The organism is Micromonospora chokoriensis (assembly GCF_000718555.1).
GTDB lineage: Bacteria > Actinomycetota > Actinomycetes > Mycobacteriales > Micromonosporaceae > Micromonospora > Micromonospora chokoriensis_B.
The window spans coordinates 195,137-213,899 of the sequence record NZ_JOAN01000015.1 but is presented as its reverse complement, the minus strand read 5'-3'; the positions used below and the strand labels follow the sequence as shown (position 1 = coordinate 213,899).

The 18,763-nt window shown below is 70.0% G+C and carries 20 protein-coding genes; 9 read left to right on the top strand and 11 right to left on the bottom strand.

Going from position 1 to position 18,763, the window contains the following annotated elements:
• Positions 1-104: 104 nt before the first annotated feature.
• Positions 105-1,070 carry an EamA family transporter gene (locus IF46_RS0120785; protein WP_030490018.1) on the bottom strand — a complete coding sequence of 322 codons (966 nt, stop codon included), beginning with the start codon at positions 1,068-1,070 and terminating at the stop codon, positions 105-107.
• 85 nt (positions 1,071-1,155) lie between these two features.
• Here IF46_RS0120785 and IF46_RS0120780 point away from each other — a divergent pair, with 85 nt between their 5' ends.
• Positions 1,156-1,701: a CGNR zinc finger domain-containing protein gene (locus tag IF46_RS0120780; RefSeq protein ID WP_030490017.1), complete on the top strand. Its 546-nt coding sequence runs from the start codon at positions 1,156-1,158 to the stop codon at positions 1,699-1,701.
• On the opposite strand, the gene IF46_RS0120775 is transcribed toward IF46_RS0120780, so the two are convergent.
• The 3 genes from IF46_RS0120775 to IF46_RS0120765 form a co-directional block, all read right to left on the bottom strand.
• Positions 1,668-2,252, bottom strand: coding sequence for a GNAT family N-acetyltransferase (locus IF46_RS0120775; RefSeq protein WP_030490016.1), 585 nt, complete (start codon positions 2,250-2,252; stop codon positions 1,668-1,670). The genes IF46_RS0120780 and IF46_RS0120775 overlap by 34 nt on opposite strands.
• 64 nt (positions 2,253-2,316) lie before the next feature.
• On the bottom strand, positions 2,317-2,499 hold the full coding sequence (locus IF46_RS0120770; RefSeq protein ID WP_030490015.1) for a DUF397 domain-containing protein: 183 nt from the start codon (positions 2,497-2,499) through the stop codon (positions 2,317-2,319).
• Positions 2,490-3,302: a helix-turn-helix domain-containing protein gene (locus IF46_RS0120765; RefSeq protein ID WP_030490014.1), complete on the bottom strand. Its 813-nt coding sequence runs from the start codon at positions 3,300-3,302 to the stop codon at positions 2,490-2,492. Before IF46_RS0120765 ends, IF46_RS0120770 begins: the two co-directional genes overlap by 10 nt.
• A 665-nt stretch (positions 3,303-3,967) precedes the next feature.
• Here IF46_RS0120765 and IF46_RS0120760 point away from each other — a divergent pair.
• Positions 3,968-4,282, top strand: a complete 315-nt coding sequence (locus tag IF46_RS0120760) for a hypothetical protein (RefSeq protein WP_030490013.1) — start codon at positions 3,968-3,970, stop codon at positions 4,280-4,282.
• Here the strand turns inward: IF46_RS0120760 and IF46_RS0120755 are convergent.
• From IF46_RS0120755 to IF46_RS0120740, 4 genes are all read right to left on the bottom strand, one after another.
• Positions 4,259-5,668 (bottom strand): class II fumarate hydratase, encoded by a 1,410-nt coding sequence (locus IF46_RS0120755; RefSeq protein ID WP_030490012.1) that lies wholly within the window; start codon positions 5,666-5,668, stop codon positions 4,259-4,261. The genes IF46_RS0120760 and IF46_RS0120755 overlap by 24 nt on opposite strands.
• Positions 5,669-5,703: 35 nt before the next feature.
• Positions 5,704-7,371 (bottom strand): fumarate hydratase, encoded by a 1,668-nt coding sequence (locus tag IF46_RS0120750; protein WP_030490011.1) that lies wholly within the window; start codon positions 7,369-7,371, stop codon positions 5,704-5,706.
• Positions 7,372-7,496: 125 nt separating this feature from the next.
• Positions 7,497-8,942, bottom strand: a complete 1,446-nt coding sequence (locus tag IF46_RS0120745) for a PQQ-binding-like beta-propeller repeat protein (protein ID WP_420063582.1) — start codon at positions 8,940-8,942, stop codon at positions 7,497-7,499.
• 70 nt (positions 8,943-9,012) lie between these two features.
• A complete protein-coding gene (locus IF46_RS0120740; protein ID WP_030490009.1) occupies positions 9,013-9,516 on the bottom strand; it encodes an Lrp/AsnC family transcriptional regulator in 504 nt (167 codons plus the stop codon).
• A 139-nt stretch (positions 9,517-9,655) separates the two neighbouring features.
• Here IF46_RS0120740 and hppD point away from each other — a divergent pair, with 139 nt between their 5' ends.
• From hppD to hisC, 4 genes are all read left to right on the top strand, one after another.
• Positions 9,656-10,861 (top strand): 4-hydroxyphenylpyruvate dioxygenase, encoded by a 1,206-nt coding sequence (gene hppD, locus IF46_RS0120735; protein WP_030490008.1) that lies wholly within the window; start codon positions 9,656-9,658, stop codon positions 10,859-10,861.
• Between the two features lie 11 nt (positions 10,862-10,872).
• The gene (locus tag IF46_RS0120730) at positions 10,873-11,592 is read left to right on the top strand and encodes an RDD family protein (protein ID WP_030490007.1); all 720 of its coding nucleotides are present in this window, start codon (positions 10,873-10,875) and stop codon (positions 11,590-11,592) included.
• Positions 11,593-11,748: 156 nt separating this feature from the next.
• Positions 11,749-12,819 carry an RDD family protein gene (locus IF46_RS0120725; RefSeq protein ID WP_030490006.1) on the top strand — a complete coding sequence of 357 codons (1,071 nt, stop codon included), beginning with the start codon at positions 11,749-11,751 and terminating at the stop codon, positions 12,817-12,819.
• Positions 12,816-13,919: a histidinol-phosphate transaminase gene (gene hisC, locus IF46_RS0120720; RefSeq protein WP_030490005.1), complete on the top strand. Its 1,104-nt coding sequence runs from the start codon at positions 12,816-12,818 to the stop codon at positions 13,917-13,919. Before IF46_RS0120725 ends, hisC begins: the two co-directional genes overlap by 4 nt.
• A gap of 65 nt (positions 13,920-13,984) precedes the next feature.
• Here hisC and IF46_RS0120715 read toward each other — a convergent pair whose 3' ends face one another.
• Both IF46_RS0120715 and IF46_RS34495 read right to left on the bottom strand, forming a co-directional pair.
• Positions 13,985-14,389, bottom strand: coding sequence for a hypothetical protein (locus IF46_RS0120715; protein ID WP_157563255.1), 405 nt, complete (start codon positions 14,387-14,389; stop codon positions 13,985-13,987).
• A gap of 116 nt (positions 14,390-14,505) precedes the next feature.
• On the bottom strand, positions 14,506-15,123 hold the full coding sequence (locus tag IF46_RS34495; RefSeq protein ID WP_157563252.1) for a hypothetical protein: 618 nt from the start codon (positions 15,121-15,123) through the stop codon (positions 14,506-14,508).
• Between the two features lie 599 nt (positions 15,124-15,722).
• Here IF46_RS34495 and IF46_RS33880 point away from each other — a divergent pair.
• From IF46_RS33880 to IF46_RS0120695, 3 genes are all read left to right on the top strand, one after another.
• Positions 15,723-16,529, top strand: a complete 807-nt coding sequence (locus IF46_RS33880) for an AfsR/SARP family transcriptional regulator (RefSeq protein ID WP_198041488.1) — start codon at positions 15,723-15,725, stop codon at positions 16,527-16,529.
• 152 nt (positions 16,530-16,681) lie between these two features.
• The gene (locus IF46_RS0120700) at positions 16,682-17,236 is read left to right on the top strand and encodes a hypothetical protein (RefSeq protein ID WP_030490001.1); all 555 of its coding nucleotides are present in this window, start codon (positions 16,682-16,684) and stop codon (positions 17,234-17,236) included.
• 211 nt (positions 17,237-17,447) lie between these two features.
• Entirely contained in the window at positions 17,448-18,278 is an 831-nt protein-coding gene (locus IF46_RS0120695; protein ID WP_051724037.1) for a hypothetical protein, read from the top strand.
• A gap of 75 nt (positions 18,279-18,353) precedes the next feature.
• Here IF46_RS0120695 and IF46_RS0120690 read toward each other — a convergent pair whose 3' ends face one another.
• Positions 18,354-18,728: an LPXTG cell wall anchor domain-containing protein gene (locus tag IF46_RS0120690; protein ID WP_030489999.1), complete on the bottom strand. Its 375-nt coding sequence runs from the start codon at positions 18,726-18,728 to the stop codon at positions 18,354-18,356.
• Between the last annotated feature and the right edge of the window lie 35 nt (positions 18,729-18,763).

The following is an 18,763-nucleotide window of genomic DNA, read 5'->3' as shown; positions in this document are numbered from 1 at the left end:
AATCCCTAAAGTTTGACAACGCGCACCGTCCACATCGATGCCCAGATCCGCCAGAGCGGTCGCCAACCGCCGGACGCTCACCAACCGACGAACCGGCACGCGGCTCACCGACCGTCGAGTGCCAGCGCGGGCTCGGGCGAAACCGGCGCGGGCGTCGAGGGCGACCCGCGCAGTTCGTCGAGGCGCACCAGGGCGACCCCGGCGACGATCAGCGCACCGCCGAACAACTGCCAGCCCGTGGGCAACTCGTTCAGGAAGAGCCAGGCGATCAGCACCGCGAAGAGCACCTCGGTCAGCCCTACGAACGACGCCAGGCGAGGGCCGAGGATCCGGGTGCCGGCGATGCCGGCGAGGTACGCGATGACGGCGGCCACCAGCGACAGCCCGACGATGGGCACCAGCCAGCTGGTGGGCTGCCCGGCGAAGGTGACCTCGCCGAAGGTGGCGTGCAGCGGCAGCAGGCCGGTCAGCCCGACGAGGAGCAACACGGCCGCGCCGACGGCCATTCCACCGCTGGCCATGGCGACCGAGGGCAGCCGGGGGTCGACCTGGCCGGCGAGCACGAAGTAGCCGGCCAGGCCAACTGCTGCGCCCAGCCCCCAGAGCAGGCCCACCGGGTGGAAGTCGGCGGTGCCGGCCAGGTCGAGCACGAACGCCAGCCCGGCCAGTGCGGCCGCCGATCCGGCGACGGTGAGTCGGCGGGGCGGCTGCCCGTGCCGCAGCCACATCCAGCCCACGACGAGGATGATGCCCAGGTATTCCAGCAGCAGCGCGACACCGACCGGCAGGTAGCGCACGGCATTGAAGAAGCAGACCTGAGCCAGCGCCACCCCCAGGAGCCCGAACAGCCCGATGACCGGGGCGTTGCTCCGCAGCACGTGCCAGTTGCCTCGCAGCGACAGCAGGGCGGGGATCGCCAGCACCAGGGCGGCCACGCCGACCCGGACGATCACCGCGGACTCGGCCGACCAGCCAGCTTCGATGAGCGATCGGGCGAAGGTGCCGGAGGTGGCGAAGGTGACTGCGGAGAGCAGCGCCAACCCGACGCCGGCAGCAGGTCGTGAGTGCATGTCGCGCTCCTCGGAATGGCACCGTGTCATGGGCAAACTATCCTTGTGCTGATGACGCTAAGCGGAAGCTGTGACAGGAGTCAAGTTGCTATTCGCTCATGACACCGAGTGTTCGCTGATCGCCGCCGCCGCGCTGGTCAACACCGCAGGTCGGGACGGCGAGTTGCTGCCCGACACCGCGGCGCTGGACGCGTTCTTCGTCCGCCACTCCTACAGCGGCCGACACGAGCACACCGACGCCGAACTGCGCGCCGTCCGGGAGCTGCGACCCAAGCTGCGCCGCATCTGGTACGCCGAGCCATCCGAGATCGTCAGGGTGGTCAACGGTCTACTGCGGGAACACAAGGCGCTGCCCCAGCTCATCGAGCACGACGACGAGCCGTACCACCTGCACGCCGTGCCCCGCGACGCGCCGCTGGCCACCCGGATCGCGGTGGAGGCGGCCATGGCGATGGCCGACCTGGTCCGTACCCGCGAGCTGAGCCGGCTGCGGATCTGCGAATACCCGGACTGCGACAACGTGGTGGTCGACCTGTCCCGCAACCGGTCCCGACGATTCTGCGAGGCCGGCTGCGGCAACCGCGCGGCGGTGACCGCCTACCGTGCCCGACGGGCCGCCAGCCGCTCCTGACCGATGGGTGCCCGCAACTCGTACTCCACCTCGCCGTGCTCGGTGCCCGGGATCGGGTCGTCGAACTGCAGGTGGAAGGTCCGCACGTAGCGCAACCCGGCCTTCTCCATCACCCGCCGGGAGCGTTCGTTGACCGCCATCGTCTCGGCCCAGACCCGACGCACCCCGACCGTGTCGAAGGCGTGCCGGACCAACGCCCGCGACCCCTCGGTGGCCAGCCCCCGACCCCACGCCGAGCGGCGCAGCCGATAGCCCAACTCGGCCTCGGTGCCGTCCGCCGACGGGTCGAGCGCGAACCAGCCCAGGAACTCACCGGACTCCCGATCGTCGGCGGCCCAACGACCCAGCCCGGGATGCCGCTCGTACTGGGCCAGCAGCCTCGGCAACTGCTCATCGCGCACGGTGGCCAGCGGAGTCGCCACGCCGCCGGTGAGGAAACGCATCACCTCGGGGTCGCTGTCCAGCTCGACCAACGCGTCCGCGTCGGCCCTGGTCAGCCGCCGAAACCGCAGCCGCGAGGTCCCCGCCGGCACGTCACCCATAGCCCGGATCATCCGCCCGGCGCAGGCACCCCGTCGAGCGCTTTACCAGGCCGTCGCGGGCAAGGCCGCCGCGTCAGCGCGGCAGCGCGGCCACGAAGAGCCGCCAGGAGTACGCGTCGACAACGAGCACAGGCCCGTCCAAGTCCTTACTGTCTCGCACCCCGACCACGTCCCCAAGATTCGTAGCCACCTCGACGCACTGATCGTTGGAACCACTCCGGCTACTCTTGCGCCACCGGGCTCCGGTCAACTCCACGACTCTGCCACTTCCCTCAGCAACTCGATCGACTCTTGGGGTGGCAACGCCTGCCCGAGGGTAGCTTCCCAGGTCCACTGTAGACGCAGCAGATCCGCAGGCCGGTCGAGTTCCTGACCGCCGATCTGGCCACCAAGATAGGCGAGATCGCTGTGGTCGGCCACGGTGGCAATGATGAATGGTCCGTTCAGGCCGGGATACTCCTCGGCCGTGCGAGGCACCACGTGTAGCTGAACGCGCGGATGCTCGGTCGCCAACCGCGCTAGGTGTAAAGCCTGCTCGCACATCACCTTCCGACCGCCGACGCGTCGCCTCAGCACCGACTCATCAAGCACAGCGACCACGTGCGGTGGGCGGTCCTCGTAGAGCACGCGCTGACTGTCCATCCGGTCTGCCAGCCGACGCCCGACCTCATCCCCATCGAGCAATCTGTCCGACTCGAAGATGGCGCGCGCGTAGCCCTCGGTTTGCAGCAGCCCAGGGACGTGCAGCGGATCGAACCATCGCAGCGCCCGTGCATCCGCGAGGATCGCGCGCCAGCCGCGTAGCCAAACCTGAGCCTTGTCCAGGCTTACCAGTTCGGTGGACATGCGACCGAAGAGGCCTCCGGTGTCCAAGGCGCGATCGACGAGTTCCAGGTACTTGGCGGTGGGCTGCTGCTGGCCCAGCTCGACGGCGCTGACCATCGACGCCGAGTAGTTGACCGCCTTGGCCAGCTCGTCCTGACTCCAGCCGCGCCGAGCCCGCGCCCGGCGCAGCTCCGCGATCAGGAACGCCGCCGCCGTCATCTGTCCATCGGCCATGCCGTGCCGCCCTTCCACCCCGCCGACGATCAACTCCAGCCGGCCGCCAGCAGCGGTGCCACCCAACACAGGGCGACTACGACGACGCGGCCAAACCCTTCCGACCGTAGTCGCCTGATCACCAGACTGTGAAGTACGGCGCCGCTCCCCGTCCCCCGGGTCCGGCGGCGTCGTACGGGACCGTCCGCTCCCCCGTGCCGGGCGGTCCCACCCCCAAGACCAAGCCGACCAACCAGCAAGATCGTGCTCGATCGTGGAACTCCTTGATCGACGGGATTGGACTGCCCTGCTCCGCGATCTTGCACTTTCTGTACCGACATAAGGGGCATCCCACTCCATGTCGACCACTGAAACTGCAAGATCGACGCGACCCCCCTTGGCGCAATACGTCTCGGCAGTGGTTGCCGGACCCGCCCTGCGCCCTAACGCAACGGTGTTGACGCCAAGGATCGAGCACGATCTTGCATGGGCAGCGGGTGCGCAGCGAGATGCGCGCGGGCCGGGCACGGCGCGAGCCCACAGCGCACGGCGCGGGCCCACAGCGCACGGCGCGGGCCCACAGCGCACGGCGCGGGCCCACAGCGCACGGCGCACGGCGCATGGCGCATGGCGCATGGCGCGGGCGTGATGCCACAAACGAGTCAGCTCGAAAGGACGGCGACACCATGTCCCGGACTGCCCTGGACGACCGCGCGACGACACCATGTCGACCGCACCTGCCGCTGCGCCCGCTCTGGCTCTGCCGGGTCTGCGCCGCGCCCTGGCCGTGCCCGGTCGCCCGGCTCACCCTCCGTCAGGAGTACGCGCACGACCGGGTGGGGTTGAGCATCTACCTGTGCGCGGTCCTGCATGAGGCGGCGGCCGACCTGTACCGGCTCAACCCGCACGACGGCCCGGACCCCGCAACGCTCTTCACTCGCTTCCTCGGCTGGGCGAGACCACGCGGCGACCCCGCCTCAGGGGTGCGTCATCCGGAGTAGGTCCAGGGTCTCGTCGAGCTGGGTTTCCGTCAGCTTGCCGGAGTCGACGTGACCCCGGGAGATCACCACCTCGCGGATGGAGGTCTGCTTGGCCAGCGCCTCCTTGGCGATCGACGCGGCCTCGTCGTACCCCAGGTAGCGGTTGAGCGGGGTGACGATCGACGGCGAGCCCTCGGCGTACGCCAGGCAGACCTCGGCGTCCGCGACCAGGCCGACCACCAGCCGGTCGGCGAAGAGCCGGCTCACCGCGGAGAGCAACCGGATCGATTCCAGCAGGTTGCGGCCCATCACGGGGAGCATCACGTTCAGCTCGAAGTCGCCCTGCGAGCCGGCGAACCCGACCGTCGCGTCGTTGCCGATCACCTGGGCGCAGACCTGCCGCATCGCCTCGGCGACCACCGGGTTGACCTTGCCCGGCATGATCGACGAGCCGGGCTGAAGGTCCGGGATGCGCAGTTCGCGCAGGCCCGCGCGGGGGCCGGAGCCCATCCAGCGGATGTCGTTGGCGATCTTGTAGAGGCCGACCGCCACGGTCCGCAACTGCCCCGAGGTCTCCACCAGCGCGTCCCGCGCGCCCTGCGCCTCGAAGTGGTTACGCGCCTCGCTCAGCGGCAACCCGGTCGACTCCCGCAGCTTGTCGATCACGGCGGCGGCGAAGCCGAGCGGGGTGTTGATCCCGGTCCCCACGGCGGTGCCGCCCAGGGGCAGCTCGGCCAGGCGGGGCAGCGCCCCCTCCAACCGTTCGACGCCGTAGCGGACCTGAGCGGCGTACCCGCCGAACTCCTGGCCGAGGGTGACCGGGGTGGCGTCCATCAGGTGCGTACGCCCGGCCTTGACCACCGTCTCGAACTCCGCCGCCTTGGCCTCCAGGGCGGACGCCAGGTGCCCCAGTGACGGCAGCAGATCCTCCACGATGAACTGGGTGGCCGCCAGGTGGATCGAGGACGGGAAGATGTCGTTGCTGGACTGGGAGGCGTTGACCTGGTCGTTCGGGTGCACCGGCGCACCCAGCTCACGGCTCGCCAGGGTCGCGATCACCTCGTTGGCGTTCATGTTCGACGAGGTGCCCGAGCCGGTCTGGAACACGTCCACCGGGAACTGGTCGTCGTAACCGCCGTCGGCCACGTGCGCGGCAGCGGCAGCGATGGCGGCGGCCACGTTGGCGTCGATCACGCCCAACTCCCCGTTGACCTCGGCCGCCGCACCCTTGATCTGGGCGAGGGCCTTGATCTGGGCCGGTTCGAGGCCCCGGCCGGAGATCGGGAAGTTCTGCACCGCACGCTGGGTCTGCGCCCGCCACAGCGCCTCGGCGGGCACCTCCACCTCGCCCATCGAGTCGCGTTCGATCCGGTAACCGGTCGCCTCTGGAGTCGTCACGCGTACCATCCTGCCGCGCGCCTGGCCGGCTCGCAGAGGATCCGTCAGCGGCGGCCGACGGTGAGCACCGGCTTGGTGACCTCGGCGAAGAAGTCGTTGCCCTTGTCGTCGACCACGATGAAGGCGGGGAAGTCCTCCACCTCGATCTTCCAGACCGCCTCCATGCCCAGCTCCGCGTATTCGAGCACCTCGACGTGCTTGATGCAGTCCTGCGCGAGGCGGGCCGCGGGGCCGCCGATCGAGCCGAGGTAGAAGCCGCCGTGCTGCTGGCAGGAGCGGGTCACCTGACCCGACCTGTTGCCCTTGGCCAGCATCACCTGCGAGCCACCAGCAGCCTGGAACTTCTCCACGTAGGCGTCCATCCGGCCGGCGGTGGTCGGGCCGAACGAGCCGGACGCGTACCCCTCGGGGGTCTTCGCCGGCCCGGCGTAGTAGACCGCGTGGTCCCGCAGGTACTGCGGCATCGGCTCACCGGCATCCAGCCGCTCGGCGATCTTGGCGTGCGCGATGTCCCGGGCGACCACGAGCGGCCCGGAGAGCGAGAGGCGCGTCTTCACCGGGTACTTCGACAGCTCCGCGCGGATCTCGTCCATCGGCCGGTTGAGGTCGACCCGGACGACCAGCTCGGCGTCGAGCGCATCGTCGGTGACGTCGGGCAGGAACCGCGCCGGGTCGGTTTCGAGCCGCTCCAGCCACACACCCGACGGGGTGATCTTGGCGACGGCCTGCCGGTCCGCCGAGCAGGAGACCGCGATCGCCACCGGGCAGGACGCGCCGTGCCGAGGCAACCGGACCACCCGTACGTCGTGACAGAAGTACCGCCCACCGAACTGCGCGCCGATGCCGAAGTTGCGGGTCAACTCCAGCACCTCCGCCTCCAGCTCCAGGTCGCGGAAACCGTGCGCGCTCATCGAGCCGGCGGTCGGCAGCGCGTCGAGGTACTTGGCGCTGGCGTACTTCGCGGTCTTCAGGGCGTACTCGGCGGAGGTGCCGCCGATGACGATGGCCAGGTGGTACGGCGGGCAGGCGGCGGTGCCGATCAGCCGCAGCTTCTCCTCCAGGAACTGCATCATCCGCGTCGGGTTGAGCAGCGCCTTGGTCTCCTGGTAGAGGTACGACTTGTTGGCCGAGCCGCCACCCTTGGCCATGAACAGGAACTTGTACGCGTCCGGGTGCCCGTCCGGGTCCTCGGCGTACAGGTCCACCTGTGCGGGCAGGTTGCTGCCGGTGTTCCGCTCGTCCCACATGGTCAGCGGGGCGAGTTGGGAGTAGCGCAGGTTGAGCTTGGTGTACGCCTGGTAGACGCCCCGGGAGATGGCCTCGGCGTCGGCGCCGTCGGTCAGCACGTGCCGACCGCGCTTGCCCATCACGATGGCGGTGCCGGTGTCCTGGCACATCGGCAGGACACCGCCGGCGGCGATGTTGGCGTTGCGCAGCAGATCCAGCGCGACGAAACGGTCGTTCGGCGAGGCGGCCGGGTCGTCGATGATCGCCCGGAGCTGCGCCAGGTGCGCGGGGCGCAGGAAGTGCGCGATGTCGTGCATCGCCTCGGCGGTAAGCGCGGTGAGCGCAGCCGGCTCCACGGTGAGGAACCGACGGCCTCCCGGGCCGTGTACGACGTCCACGCCCTCGTCGGTGACCAGGCGATAGTCCGTCTGGTCGGGGCCGGTCGGCAGCAGAGGGGCGTACGAGAATGCGGCGGCACTGCTCATGAGCGGCAAGCCTAGGGCAGACCGGTCGATCACTCCCACCCGCCGGGCGGGTCCTGGGACGCCGCTCTCATCCTCCGGGCGTGCCGCGCTCCGCCGCCGCCCGGATCAACAGGCGACCGGCCCGCTCAGCCGTCCTTGCCGCCGTCCGGGTCGGGGCAGAGTTCGCCCTTCGGCCCGCAGTCGCCGTTGTTCGATCCGCCGGGGCCGGTGCCGCCCGGCCCGGGGTTCCCACCGTCGCCGGGCGGTCGGGTGGGCGAGCCTCCGGTCGCGCCGAAGCGGACGTACCCGATCTCCCGCCCCTCGCCGATGATCATGCCCTGCGACCCGACGGCGAGCGCGTTCGCCGAAGTACGCAGGACGGCCAACTCCCGGCCGCTGCGCAGGTCCAGTGCGGCCAGCCGGGACGGCTTCTCGTCGGCGACCACCGCCGCGTACGGGGTCAGCGCGGCACCGGCCTTGCCGCTGGCGGGTCGCGTCCAGAGCACCTTCTCGGTGCCCAGCTCACGGGCGATGACCGAGCGCTTGTCGGCGGCCCGGAAGACCGCCAGGCGATCGTCGACCGCGATCAACTTGGTGCCCGAGTCACCGACCCAGAGCAGCCGTCCGTCGTACCCGTCGATGACCGCCTCGCGGCCGTCCGGGGCGACGCCGATCAGCACGTTCCGGGCGCCCTGCGGGTCCTCGCGTTGCACGCAGCCGGCCGAGTCGGCGGTGCGCAGGTTGATTCCGGCCCGCTGCCAGGCCTCCTGCCCGGTCCCCGAGTCCCGGGCGGAGATGGCGAAGTAGCAGGTGCCGTCCTGGGAGCGGGCGGCGATGCGCAGCAGCCGGCCGCCCACCACCGAGAGCCGCTCGTCCCGGGCGGGCTCGACGTTCTGCAACACCCGGCCGGTGGCGGTGTCGACCACGTGGACCCGACCGTCGACCGGGAAGCCGAGCAGCGGTGGCGCGGCCTCCGCCCCGGCCACCCCGTCCTCGATCCGGGTGGCGGTGAGCCGGCGGGTGCCGCGCAGACCGGGGTTGTCGGCGAGCAGGCCGCTGTGCACCCCGGGCAGGAAGGCCGTCCAGAGCGGCGCGGTGCCACGCGGGTCCCAGGCGCTCAGGGTGCAGTCGGTGGCGTCCGTGCACCGGGCGTCGAGGAGCAAGTTGCGGTACGTCCAGACGGCCACCGCGTCATCGTCACGTCGTCGGGTCACCCCGGTGGTCGGGTCGAGCAGCTCGTACCCCTTGACCAGGAGCTTGCCCACGGCCACGACCGAATCGCGGTCGCCGCCGGCGACGGCCGCCCAGTCCGCCTTGCGCTCCCAGAGCTGGGCGCCGGTGGCCAGGCTACGAGCCTCGACCCGGGTACGCTGCTCGACCACTACGGCGTCGCCGGCGATTGTCACGCTGCGCGGAGTGCCACCGACCCGCTGCTGCCAGACCACGTCGGGCTCGGAGATGGGTTCGCTGCGGTCCACCCAGTCCCACAGGCCGGGGAACGGGTTCCACACGCCGGTCGCGGCGAGCGCCACGACCACGGCGAGGCCAAGCGCCACCCCCACGCGCACGCTCCCCTTCGCCACACCGCACACCGTAGCTACGATCACGGATCTTCCGTACGCCCGCGCCGCCGTGTCGCCGCGCTTTCTGGGCACGGAGGTGTTACAGCACTCTTCCCTCGGCTCGCACAGCGCTGCGAACCAGCGGAAGCGTGCGGTAGGGAATCTGCTCGGCCAGCGCGATGATCGTCGAGGCCCGGGTGATGCCCGCAGACGAGACGATCTGGTCGATGACCCGTTGCAGGTCGGTGTTGGAGCGGGCCACGATGCGGCAGAGCAGGTCGCTGGAGCCGGTGATGGTGTGCGCCTCCAGCACCTCCGGAATGGCGGCGAGGTGAGCGGTGACCGGGTCGTGGCCCTGCCGCTGACTGATCTCCAGGGTGACGAAGCTGGTCACCCCGAACCCGATCGCGGCCGGGGCGATCGCGGGGCCGAAGCCCTCGATGACCCGCCGCTCGACGAGCTTGTCCAGCCTCGCCTGCACGGTGCCCCGCGCCACGCCGAGCCGCCGGGAGCACTCCAGCACCCCGATCCGCGGCTCCTCGGCGAGCAGTTCGATCAAGCGCACGTCGAGCGCGTCGAGCTGTACATTCTGCTCACCATTCATGAGTCCAGACCATACCGAATGCGCAACCTGACCAGCATTTCTGGCAACAGTTGCCCACCTGATGCCGGGCCAGCGATCCTCGCCACAAGAACCAACCACGGCGGCCCACAAGGCCGGCCGGTACGCGAGGGAGCCCACCATGACCCAGGCGATCGACCGACCCAAGTCGACCGAGGACGTCGACGTCGACCGGCTCGTCGGCGCTGTCGACCACGACATCAGCCACGACCCGTTCCCGGTCCGGGGCCTCGACCACGTGCACTTCCTGGTCGGCAACGCCAAGCAGGCCGCCCACTACTACTCCACCGCCTTCGGCATGACCTGCGTGGCGTACCGCGGCCCTGAGCAGGGCTACCGGGACCACGCCCAGTACGTGCTGACCAGCGGCTCGGCCCGGTTCGTGCTGACCGGCGCGGTGCGCCCGGACGCCGACGGCACCGAGCACGTGGCGAAGCACAGCGACGGGGTCAGCGACATCGCGCTGGAGGTGCCGGACGTGGATGCCGCGTACGCGCACGCCATCGCGCAGGGCGCCACCAGCGTCGTCGAGCCGCACGAGGTGACCGACGAGCACGGCACGGTCCGGATGGCCGCCATCGCCGCGTACGGCGACACCCGGCACACGCTTGTCGACAGGTCCCGCTACACCGGCCCGTTCCTGCCCGGCTTCGTGGCGCGCGGCCCGATCGTGGATCGGCAGCCGATGATCGCCGCCGGCATCCAGCCGAAGCGCTTCTTCCAGGCCGTCGACCACGTGGTCGGCAACGTGGAGCTGGGCCGGATGGACGAGTGGGTCGAGTTCTACAAGCGGGTGATGGGCTTCTCCAACATGGCGGAGTTCATCGGCGACGACATCGCCACCGACTACTCGGCGCTGATGAGCAAGGTCGTGGCGAACGGCACCCGCAAGGTGAAGTTCCCGCTCAACGAGCCGGCGATCGCCCGCAAGAAGTCGCAGATCGACGAGTACCTGGAGTTCTACCAGGGCCCGGGCGCCCAGCACATCGCCGTCGCCACCAACGACATCGTCGCCAGCGTCGACGCGATGCGCGCGGCCGGGGTGGAGTTCCTGGACACCCCCGACTCGTACTACGACGACCCGGAGCTGCGCGAGCGGATCGGCAACGTCCGGGTGCCGATCGAGGAGCTGAAGGCCCGCAAGATCCTGGTCGACCGGGACGAGGACGGCTACCTGCTCCAGATCTTCACCAAGCCGGTGCAGGACCGCCCCACGGTCTTCTTCGAGCTGATCGAGCGGCACGGATCGCTCGGCTTCGGTAAGGGCAACTTCAAGGCGCTCTTCCAGGCGATCGAGCGGGAGCAGGAAGCCCGCGGCAACCTGTAACACTTGCAAGCGTGACGCAACCTCCGTCGTACCCGACGCCGCCGGTCGGTGGGCCTCAGCCCGCCGCCGGCGGCGTCGCGCCACCGCCCGGACCACACCCCCAGGGGTACGCCGCGCCGCCGCAGTACGCGCTGCCGCCGCAGTACGCCCCGCCCGGGTATGCCCCGCCGCAGTGGCACGCCGGACCACCGCGACCGGTGGCCCCGCCCCCGACGCTGACCCCAGGCGGGCAGCCGCTGGCCAGCTTTAGTGACCGGCTGCTGGCGACACTGATCGATGTCGGCATCTTCATGGTGATCGGCCTGGTGCTCACGGTGCCCGCGGCGATCATCTTTCTCGTTTTCATCGCGCCCGAGGTCGCCCTGTTCGCGCCGGACGGCTCGCTGCGTGAGGCCGAGTTCGTCCGCGACCTTCTGCTGCCCCTGCTCTGGTTGGACCTCGGGATCATCGCGATCTCGCTGGTGATCTCGTACGTCTACCACGTCGAGATGATGTTCAAGACCGGCCAGACCTTCGGCAAGAAGATGATGAAGCTGCGGGTCGTGCCGCTCGACCCGACGCGCACCCTCGACCGCCGGGCCGCCGCGAAGCGGTTCCTGGTGCAACAGGTCTCCGGCTTCGTCCCGGGGCTGAGCTACCTGAACGGGTTGTGGCAGCTCTGGGACAAGCCGTGGCAGCAGTGCCTCCACGACAAGTTCGCTGAGACCGTCGTCGTTAAGGTGTCCTCGTGAGCGAGCGCAGCGAGCGAACCAGCAGGCCCAGTCGGGTGGCGCCGCGCGCCGTCGCGCAGCGAAGCGGAGTGACGGCGTGAGCGAGCGCAGCGAGCGAACCAGCAGGCTCAGTAGCGTGGCGCCTCGCGCCGTCGCGCAGCGAAGCGGAGTGACGGCGTGAGCGTTCAACCCGGCTGGTACGTCGACCCCGCCGACACTGAGACCCGGCGTTACTGGGACGGTGACGGTTGGCTGGGTGCGCCCATCCCCGTCGACGCCACCGTGCCGGACGGCCCGCCACCGGCCGAGCCGCCGCCCGCGCCGGTCACCCCGGCCGCGACCCCAACCTCCGGCCCGGCCACCCCTGGCCCGGGGCCCGTCGCACCCGGCTGGCCGCCACACCAGGGCCCGCAACCGGGGCACGGGCAACAACCGGGGTACGGGCAACAACCGGGGTACGGGCAACAACCGGGGTACGGGCAACAACCGGGGTACGGCCCGCAGCCGGGTCACGGCCCGGGCTGGGGCCCGCAGGGCGGTCCGCCCGGCTGGGCGCCCCCGGGCAGCCCTGCCGGCTGGGCGCCCCCGGGCAGCCCTGCCGGCTGGGCGCCTCCGGCCGGTCACCCCGGCTGGCCCGGACGACCGCCCGAGCCGCGGCCGCACGGCCTCCGGCTGGCCGGCTACGGCCGTAGGTTCGTCGCTCGGCTGATCGACTTCGGCCTCGTCTTGGCCCTGAACGTGGTGGTCAACGGCTGGTTCGTCTGGCGATGGGCGCAGGAGTGGGCCCCGTACTGGCAGGAGGTCTTCCGGCGCGCGTCGCGGGGTGACACCTCCGCCGACGGCCTGCCGCTCCCCGGTGAGCAGGCCGGGTCTCTCCTGGTGGCGATCCTGCTGATCGCCACCGCGCTCTGGCTGGCCTACGAGGTGCCCACCATGGCCGCAGGCGGGCAGACCATCGGCAAGCGGGTGATGCGGATCCGGGCGGTGCCGATCGCCGCCGACCAGCCGCTGGGCGTCCGCCGAGCACTGAGCCGGTGGAGCACGCTGGGCCTGCCAACCCTGCTGTGGTACTGCGCCGGGCTCGGCCTGGTGCTGCAACTGGTCGATTCTCTCTCTCCCCTCTTCGACCACCCCCTGCGCCAGGCGCTGCACGACAAGCGCGCGCAGACGGTGGTCGTCGAGGTCCCCTACCGCACCGACCCCGCCCCCTCGAACGACCGCGACCAGCCCTCGGGAGACACCCCATGACCGACTCCGGACGCCACCAGCCGGCGCTGCGGTTGACCCGCGCCGACCTGGACGCGCTGCCCAACTACGTGCCGGGGCGCAGCCCCGCCGACCTGGCCCGGGAGTTGGGCCTGCCGGAGGCCATCAAGCTGGCCAGCAACGAGGTGCCGTACGGGCCGCTGCCCGGCGTGGTGGAGGCGGTCACCGAGGCGGTCACCACGTCGCACCGCTACCCGGACATGGGCGTGGTCGCGCTTCGTGACGCGCTGGCCCAGCGCTACGGGGTGGACGCCGACCGGATCGCCACCGGCTGCGGTTCGGTGGCGCTCGCCGAGCACCTGGTGCGGGCAACCTGCCTGCCCGGCGACGAGGTGCTCTACTCGTGGCGGTCCTTCGAGGCGTACCCGATCATCGTGGCGACCAGCGGCGCGACAAGCGTGCGGGTGCCCAACGACGCCGAGCACGGGCACGACCTGGCGGCGATGGCCGCGGCGGTGACCGATCGGACCCGGGTGATTTTCGTCTGCAACCCGAACAACCCCACGGGTACGGCGCTGCGCCGGGCCGAGCTGGACCGGTTCCTCGACTCGGTGCCGGACGACGTGCTGGTGGTGATCGACGAGGCGTACCGGGAGTTCGTCACCGACCCGGAGGTGCCGGACGGGCTCGACTACCTGGACCGGCCCAACGTGGCGGTGTTGCGCACGTTGTCGAAGGCCTGGGGGCTCGCCGGGCTGCGGATGGGCTGGTTGGTTGCCCAGCCGGTGGTGGCAGCCGCCATCCGCAAGGTGGCGACCCCGTTCTCCAGCAGCACGGCAGCCCAGGCCGGGGCGCTCGCTGCGCTGGCACAGGCGACCGAGATGGAGCGCCGCTGCGCCCTGGTCGTCGCTGAGCGGGACCGGGTCACCGAGGCGCTGCGCAAGTTCGTGCCCGAGGTGCCGACGAGCCAAGCCAACTTCGTCTGGCTGCCGCTGGGCGAGCGGGCGGTGGCGTTCGGCAAGGCGTGCGAGGCGCGCGGCGTGATCGTGCGGCCGTTCGCTGGTGACGGCGTCCGGGTCACCATCGGCACCCCGGCCGAGAACGACGCGTTCCTGGCGGCGGCCGAGGCCGCCCTGGTCTGAGCGACAGCTCGCCGTCGCGGCGGCGGGCGGGGCAGCAGGCAGCTGCTCCGCCCGCCATTGCCCGGCTAGGGCGCTCCGTCGACTACCGCCAGTCGCCACTGCGTCTCACCCTCGACCCCAACGGCAAGATCGGTCGAGACGCCCTTGTCGACGAAGACCTGCGACCGATTGGGCACCCCGTCGCAGGGATATCGCAGCAAACCGCCGGTCTTCACGTCCAATGCGATCCGGCCTCCCCCGGTGCAGACGAAATACACCGTGAAGCTGGCCCCGCTGGGAACCACATCGGCGATGGTTGCTTCCTTCTGTTCAGCCAGCGGACCGGCCAGCAGCACCCGACCGGTCGGAAACCATCCGGTCGGCGCCTCCGCGGTGGGGGAAGGCTGACTCATCCCGGTGGGTAAGGCGGGTCCGGACGGCACCGCCGATCGTCTCGCCGTGTCAGCGGTGCAGCCGCTGACCATCAGCAAGGGGACGACCATGCCGAGGGCCAGGCACACGGCGGAACGACTAGCACGCATCTCGCGTCTCCAATCCAGGCCGGACGAGCCTGTCGTCAAGCTGCCCTGAACGCCAGCACGCACGGTCAGTAGTACAGCTTCCAGGCTTCACGGTAGGGGGCATACGCGCTGCCCGAATTCTCGGAGGTCGTGTTGCAGTTGCTGTAGACGTAGTGCGACTTCCAGCTGACGTTCTCCTTCCAGTTGCCATAGTCGCCGTACAGGGTGGAGTTGGCGTTGACGGTGCCGCTGACCTCGACACCATAGGACGTTGTGTTGCTCTGTTCGACGCCCGCGTTGATGGTGGCTTCCATCTTGGCGAAGATTGCCGCCTTCAGCTCGGCCGAAACCGAGACCGAAACCGTGAAGGTCGTGGTGCCCGTCTTCGTCGCGGTGAACTTGAAGCTCTTCGCCGAACTGGTGTTGTTGATGACCGACGTACGGAACTTCGCGTCGAAGGTGTTCGTCGTGTTGGTCATTGAGTAGAGGTAGGTCCCCGGCGTGCAGTACTCCGCCTGGGTGCCAAACTCAGGGCCCTGCTCCCCCTTTGGAGGTATCGGAGCCGGGATTGGCACGAGGTCCTCAGACGCCGCCGGCGTGACCCCACCCGCCGCCATAGCAGGAACTGCCGGCAGCAGTACGGCAGCGACGACGGTCGCAGCAAGGGGGAATGATCGGAGCAGACCTGCAGATTTCTTACTCATCGCCACATCCCTGGTCGCTATTGCGTTGGAGATCGCAGCCTTTCACTCCTTTGCACCAGCGCTGCACATTCGCAGCACACGCCGCCCACCGGGCACGAGGGCCCGCGCCGTCGCCCGACTTGATCCACACCGTGCCGACCGTCCGGATTGGGAAGCGCAGGGCACGCGCGACCGAATCGTCGAGTTGGCGAACCTTACTCACGCCCGGATTGCCGAGCTGTGGGGGTCGGGCCAACGAGCAAGGTGCGGCCCGCTGGGCACGTCGACCCGGAGATAACGGAGTGTCGCGGCCAAGCCAACTCAAACCCCTGGAGCCTCGTCGCCAGTTCCTCAAGTGACCACGTCACTTGGCTTTCCGCCGCCCCGCGCCTCAGTTACTCCACGTGACGGCTTCTCCGCGCGACAGCCTCGGCCCCGAAGCGACAAAACGGTCGACTTGCCGCAAGGCACATCGGCTCTAGATAAGTCCGTTAAATAATGGCGAGAGCACCCGTTGCCTCGGTGCGCGGGCCGATGTAGCGTCCCTGTCGCTGCTCACCCTAACGGTGCGCGACAACGGGGGTGCCGAAATGATGTTCCGACTACTCAGATCTCCGGGCGTGACAGTTGACAATGCCTTCCACTTTCCACAAGAAGGCCGCGTCCAGAGCATTTTCGCAGCTCTTCTATTTCGACATGGGCAAAACGTCAGTTCGGCTACCCTGGCCACTGCCATCTGGAGTGACCCGCCAGTTTCCGCAGACGCAAATGTGCGGACCTATATCGCCAAACTGCGCCGCTTCCTTGCCGAGTTGAGCCCGGAGCTCCACGAACGCCTCGCAACCGTCCATGGTGGATACCGGCTGGATATTCTCGACGGAGAGTTAGACCTCGGGCGATCAATCGAGCTCTGGAACGAGGGCCGCCGGGCGATGAACCGCTCGGATTTCCGTGGCGCGGTTGAGGCACTCGAAAGCGCATCGGCACTCTGGGCCGGAACCTCAGGCCAGGACGTGGCCGCTCAGGGCTGGCTCGATCATCGCTTCGCAATGCTCCGCGAGCAACGATTCGCCCTGGCCGAGGACCTCGCCGCCGCCCGCATCGCCAGCGGCGACGGCCTGCCCGCCATTGCTGGGCTGCCGGAGATCGATGATCCGAATCTCACCCGGGAGAAGTCCGCCGCACTCATGCTCGTCGCGTGTTATCGGGCCGGCAATCTTCCGGCGGCCCTGCGCATCTTCGCGGCAGCCCGCACCACGCTGCGCCGGGAGTTTGGCGTGGACCCGGGGTCATGGCTGCAGACTCTTCACCACGCAGCCCTCCGGCGCGACGACGCCCTGCTGTTCTCCGATCAGCTTCTGGTGAGTTTGAGCAGCGACGCCGAACCGCGACCCCAGCACTCCAACCTCACGGCCCGGGTGGCCTGACCAACTTCGCCACCCCAACCAGGCGTAATCAACCTCAATCGTGAACTATGAGTTGTTTGTCCGACTTGACATGTCTTATGCCCTATCTTCCGAAGTGGCCGGTTGTGTCGAGGGCTCACGCCGGCTCACTTCGAGAAAACGGGGTAAATACAGTGCGTACTGCCAAGATCTGTCTCGCCGGAGCGGCCGCCGCCGCGATGGTCGGCTTCCTCGCGGCGCCGGCCGCCGCCGCGCCCACCGACGACACGACCGTCACCTTCGAGGTGGAGGCGGGCACCCTCGACATCGTCGCGCCGGCCACCGCCGACCTGGGCGGCGGCCCGCCCGGTGGCGTCATCACCGCTCAGCTCGGCACGGTCACGGTCACCGACTCCCGGGGTGATGCGGATGCCTCCTGGGTGGCCTCGGTGACCGCCACCGTCTTCCAGACCGGTGGTGGCACCCCCGCCGAAACGGTCCTGCCCGAGGAGATCGACTACTGGTCGGGCCCCGCCACAGCGACCACCGGCACCGGCACCTTCACGCCGGGCCAGCTCACCGCTGGTGACGCGGCGCCGCTGTCCAGCGTCACGCCGCTCACGGCGTTCACCCACACTGGTGGCACCGGCGGCAACACCGCGTCCTGGAACCCCACGCTTGACGTCAACGTGCCGCTGGACAGCATCGCGGGCATCTACACCGGGACGGTGACGCATTCGGTGGCCTAGCCGCCAGGGCCGGTCGACCGTCGCGGTCGCGCTGGCGCTGCTCTGCCTCGCCGGTCCGGGTCTGTCGACCCGGGCCGGCGCGGCCGAGCCGGACGCCGACGACCGCCTCGGGATCCGGCTGCTGGAGGCACCGAGCAACCGCCGCGACGATCCCCGGGCGCGGCGGTACATCGTCGATCACCTCCCGCCGGGCACCACGATCAAGCGGCAGTTGCTGGTCACCAACCGCACCGACCAGGACCGCCGCATCGACGTGTATCCGGCGGCGGCGACCGTGGAAGGTTCGGAGTTCAAGTTCGGCGAAGGCCACGCGGCCAACGAGCTGACCTCGTGGATCACCCTCGACAAGTCCGCCGTGGAGGTGGAGGCGTGGGGCGAGGCAAGGGTCCTCGCGACCGTCAAGGTGCCGTCAGCCGCCTCACGCGGCGAGCGGTACGGGGTGGTCTGGGCGTCCGCCACCTCCGCGCCCCGGGCCGGCGGGGAGGTCACCCAGATCCACCGGGTCGGCGTCCGGATGTACCTCGATGTTGGACCCGGCGGCGAGCCGATTTCCGACTTCTCGATCGGTGAGCTTCGTCCGGCCGGCAGCGCTGAGGGCGAACCATCGCTGACCGCTCAGGTCACCAACACCGGTGGCCGTGCCATCGACCTGACCGGCACGGTTTCCCTGACCGACGGACCGGCCGACAGCCGGGCCGGCCCATTCCAGGTCGGGCAGGGCGTCACGCTACCGCCAGGCGGGTCCGGGCAGGTCATCGCCCGGCTACCAGCCGAGTTGCCGAACGGGCCGTGGAAGGTCGAGATCAACCTGGAGAGTGGATTGGTGAAGCGCAGCATCACCGCGCAGATCCAGTTCCCCGACCCGGGTCAGGTCGGGAAGCGGGGTAGCGTCATCTCCCGGATGGTGTCCGGTTGGACCGTGGGGGCGGCCATCGCGGGTTTGCTGCTCATCACCGGCCTCGCGGTGCTGGCCCGCCGATCCCGTCAGTCCCCCCGACCCCCCACCGGCAGGCCACGGGAGCGGGTCCCGGCCGGACGGTGACACCACGCCGGCGGCCGCGCATCGGACCGGCCGTCGGCGGCGGGCTTCCACCGGCCGTTCGGTGGCGAGTGTCTGTCAGACCGGCCGCCGGCGCCGGGCCGCCAGCCAACCGACGATCAGGAGGGTCACGCCCAGCCCGGTGAGCAGCAACGTCGACCCACCCGCACCGGTGACCGGCAGTTGGCCACCGTGGCTGGGCGTGGGCTGAGGTGGTGCCGTGGGTTGCGTCGGCGTGGGCGTGGGTGGCCCGGGTTGCGTCGGTGTGGGTGTCGGCGTCGCCGGCAGGATCTCGAAGGTGACGCCGGTGTCCGCTGACGGCTCGGCCCGGGCGGCGCTGAACCCGCGCGCCGACGCGGGATCCGCATGCAGCATCGGCGGGACCGCCAGCGCGATGCTCGCGGCGGCAGCGAGTACGCCACCCGCGACGTAGTTGGCTGTTATCCTGCCCATGCGCCGACCCCTTCTCCACCGAAACCTGAACCATG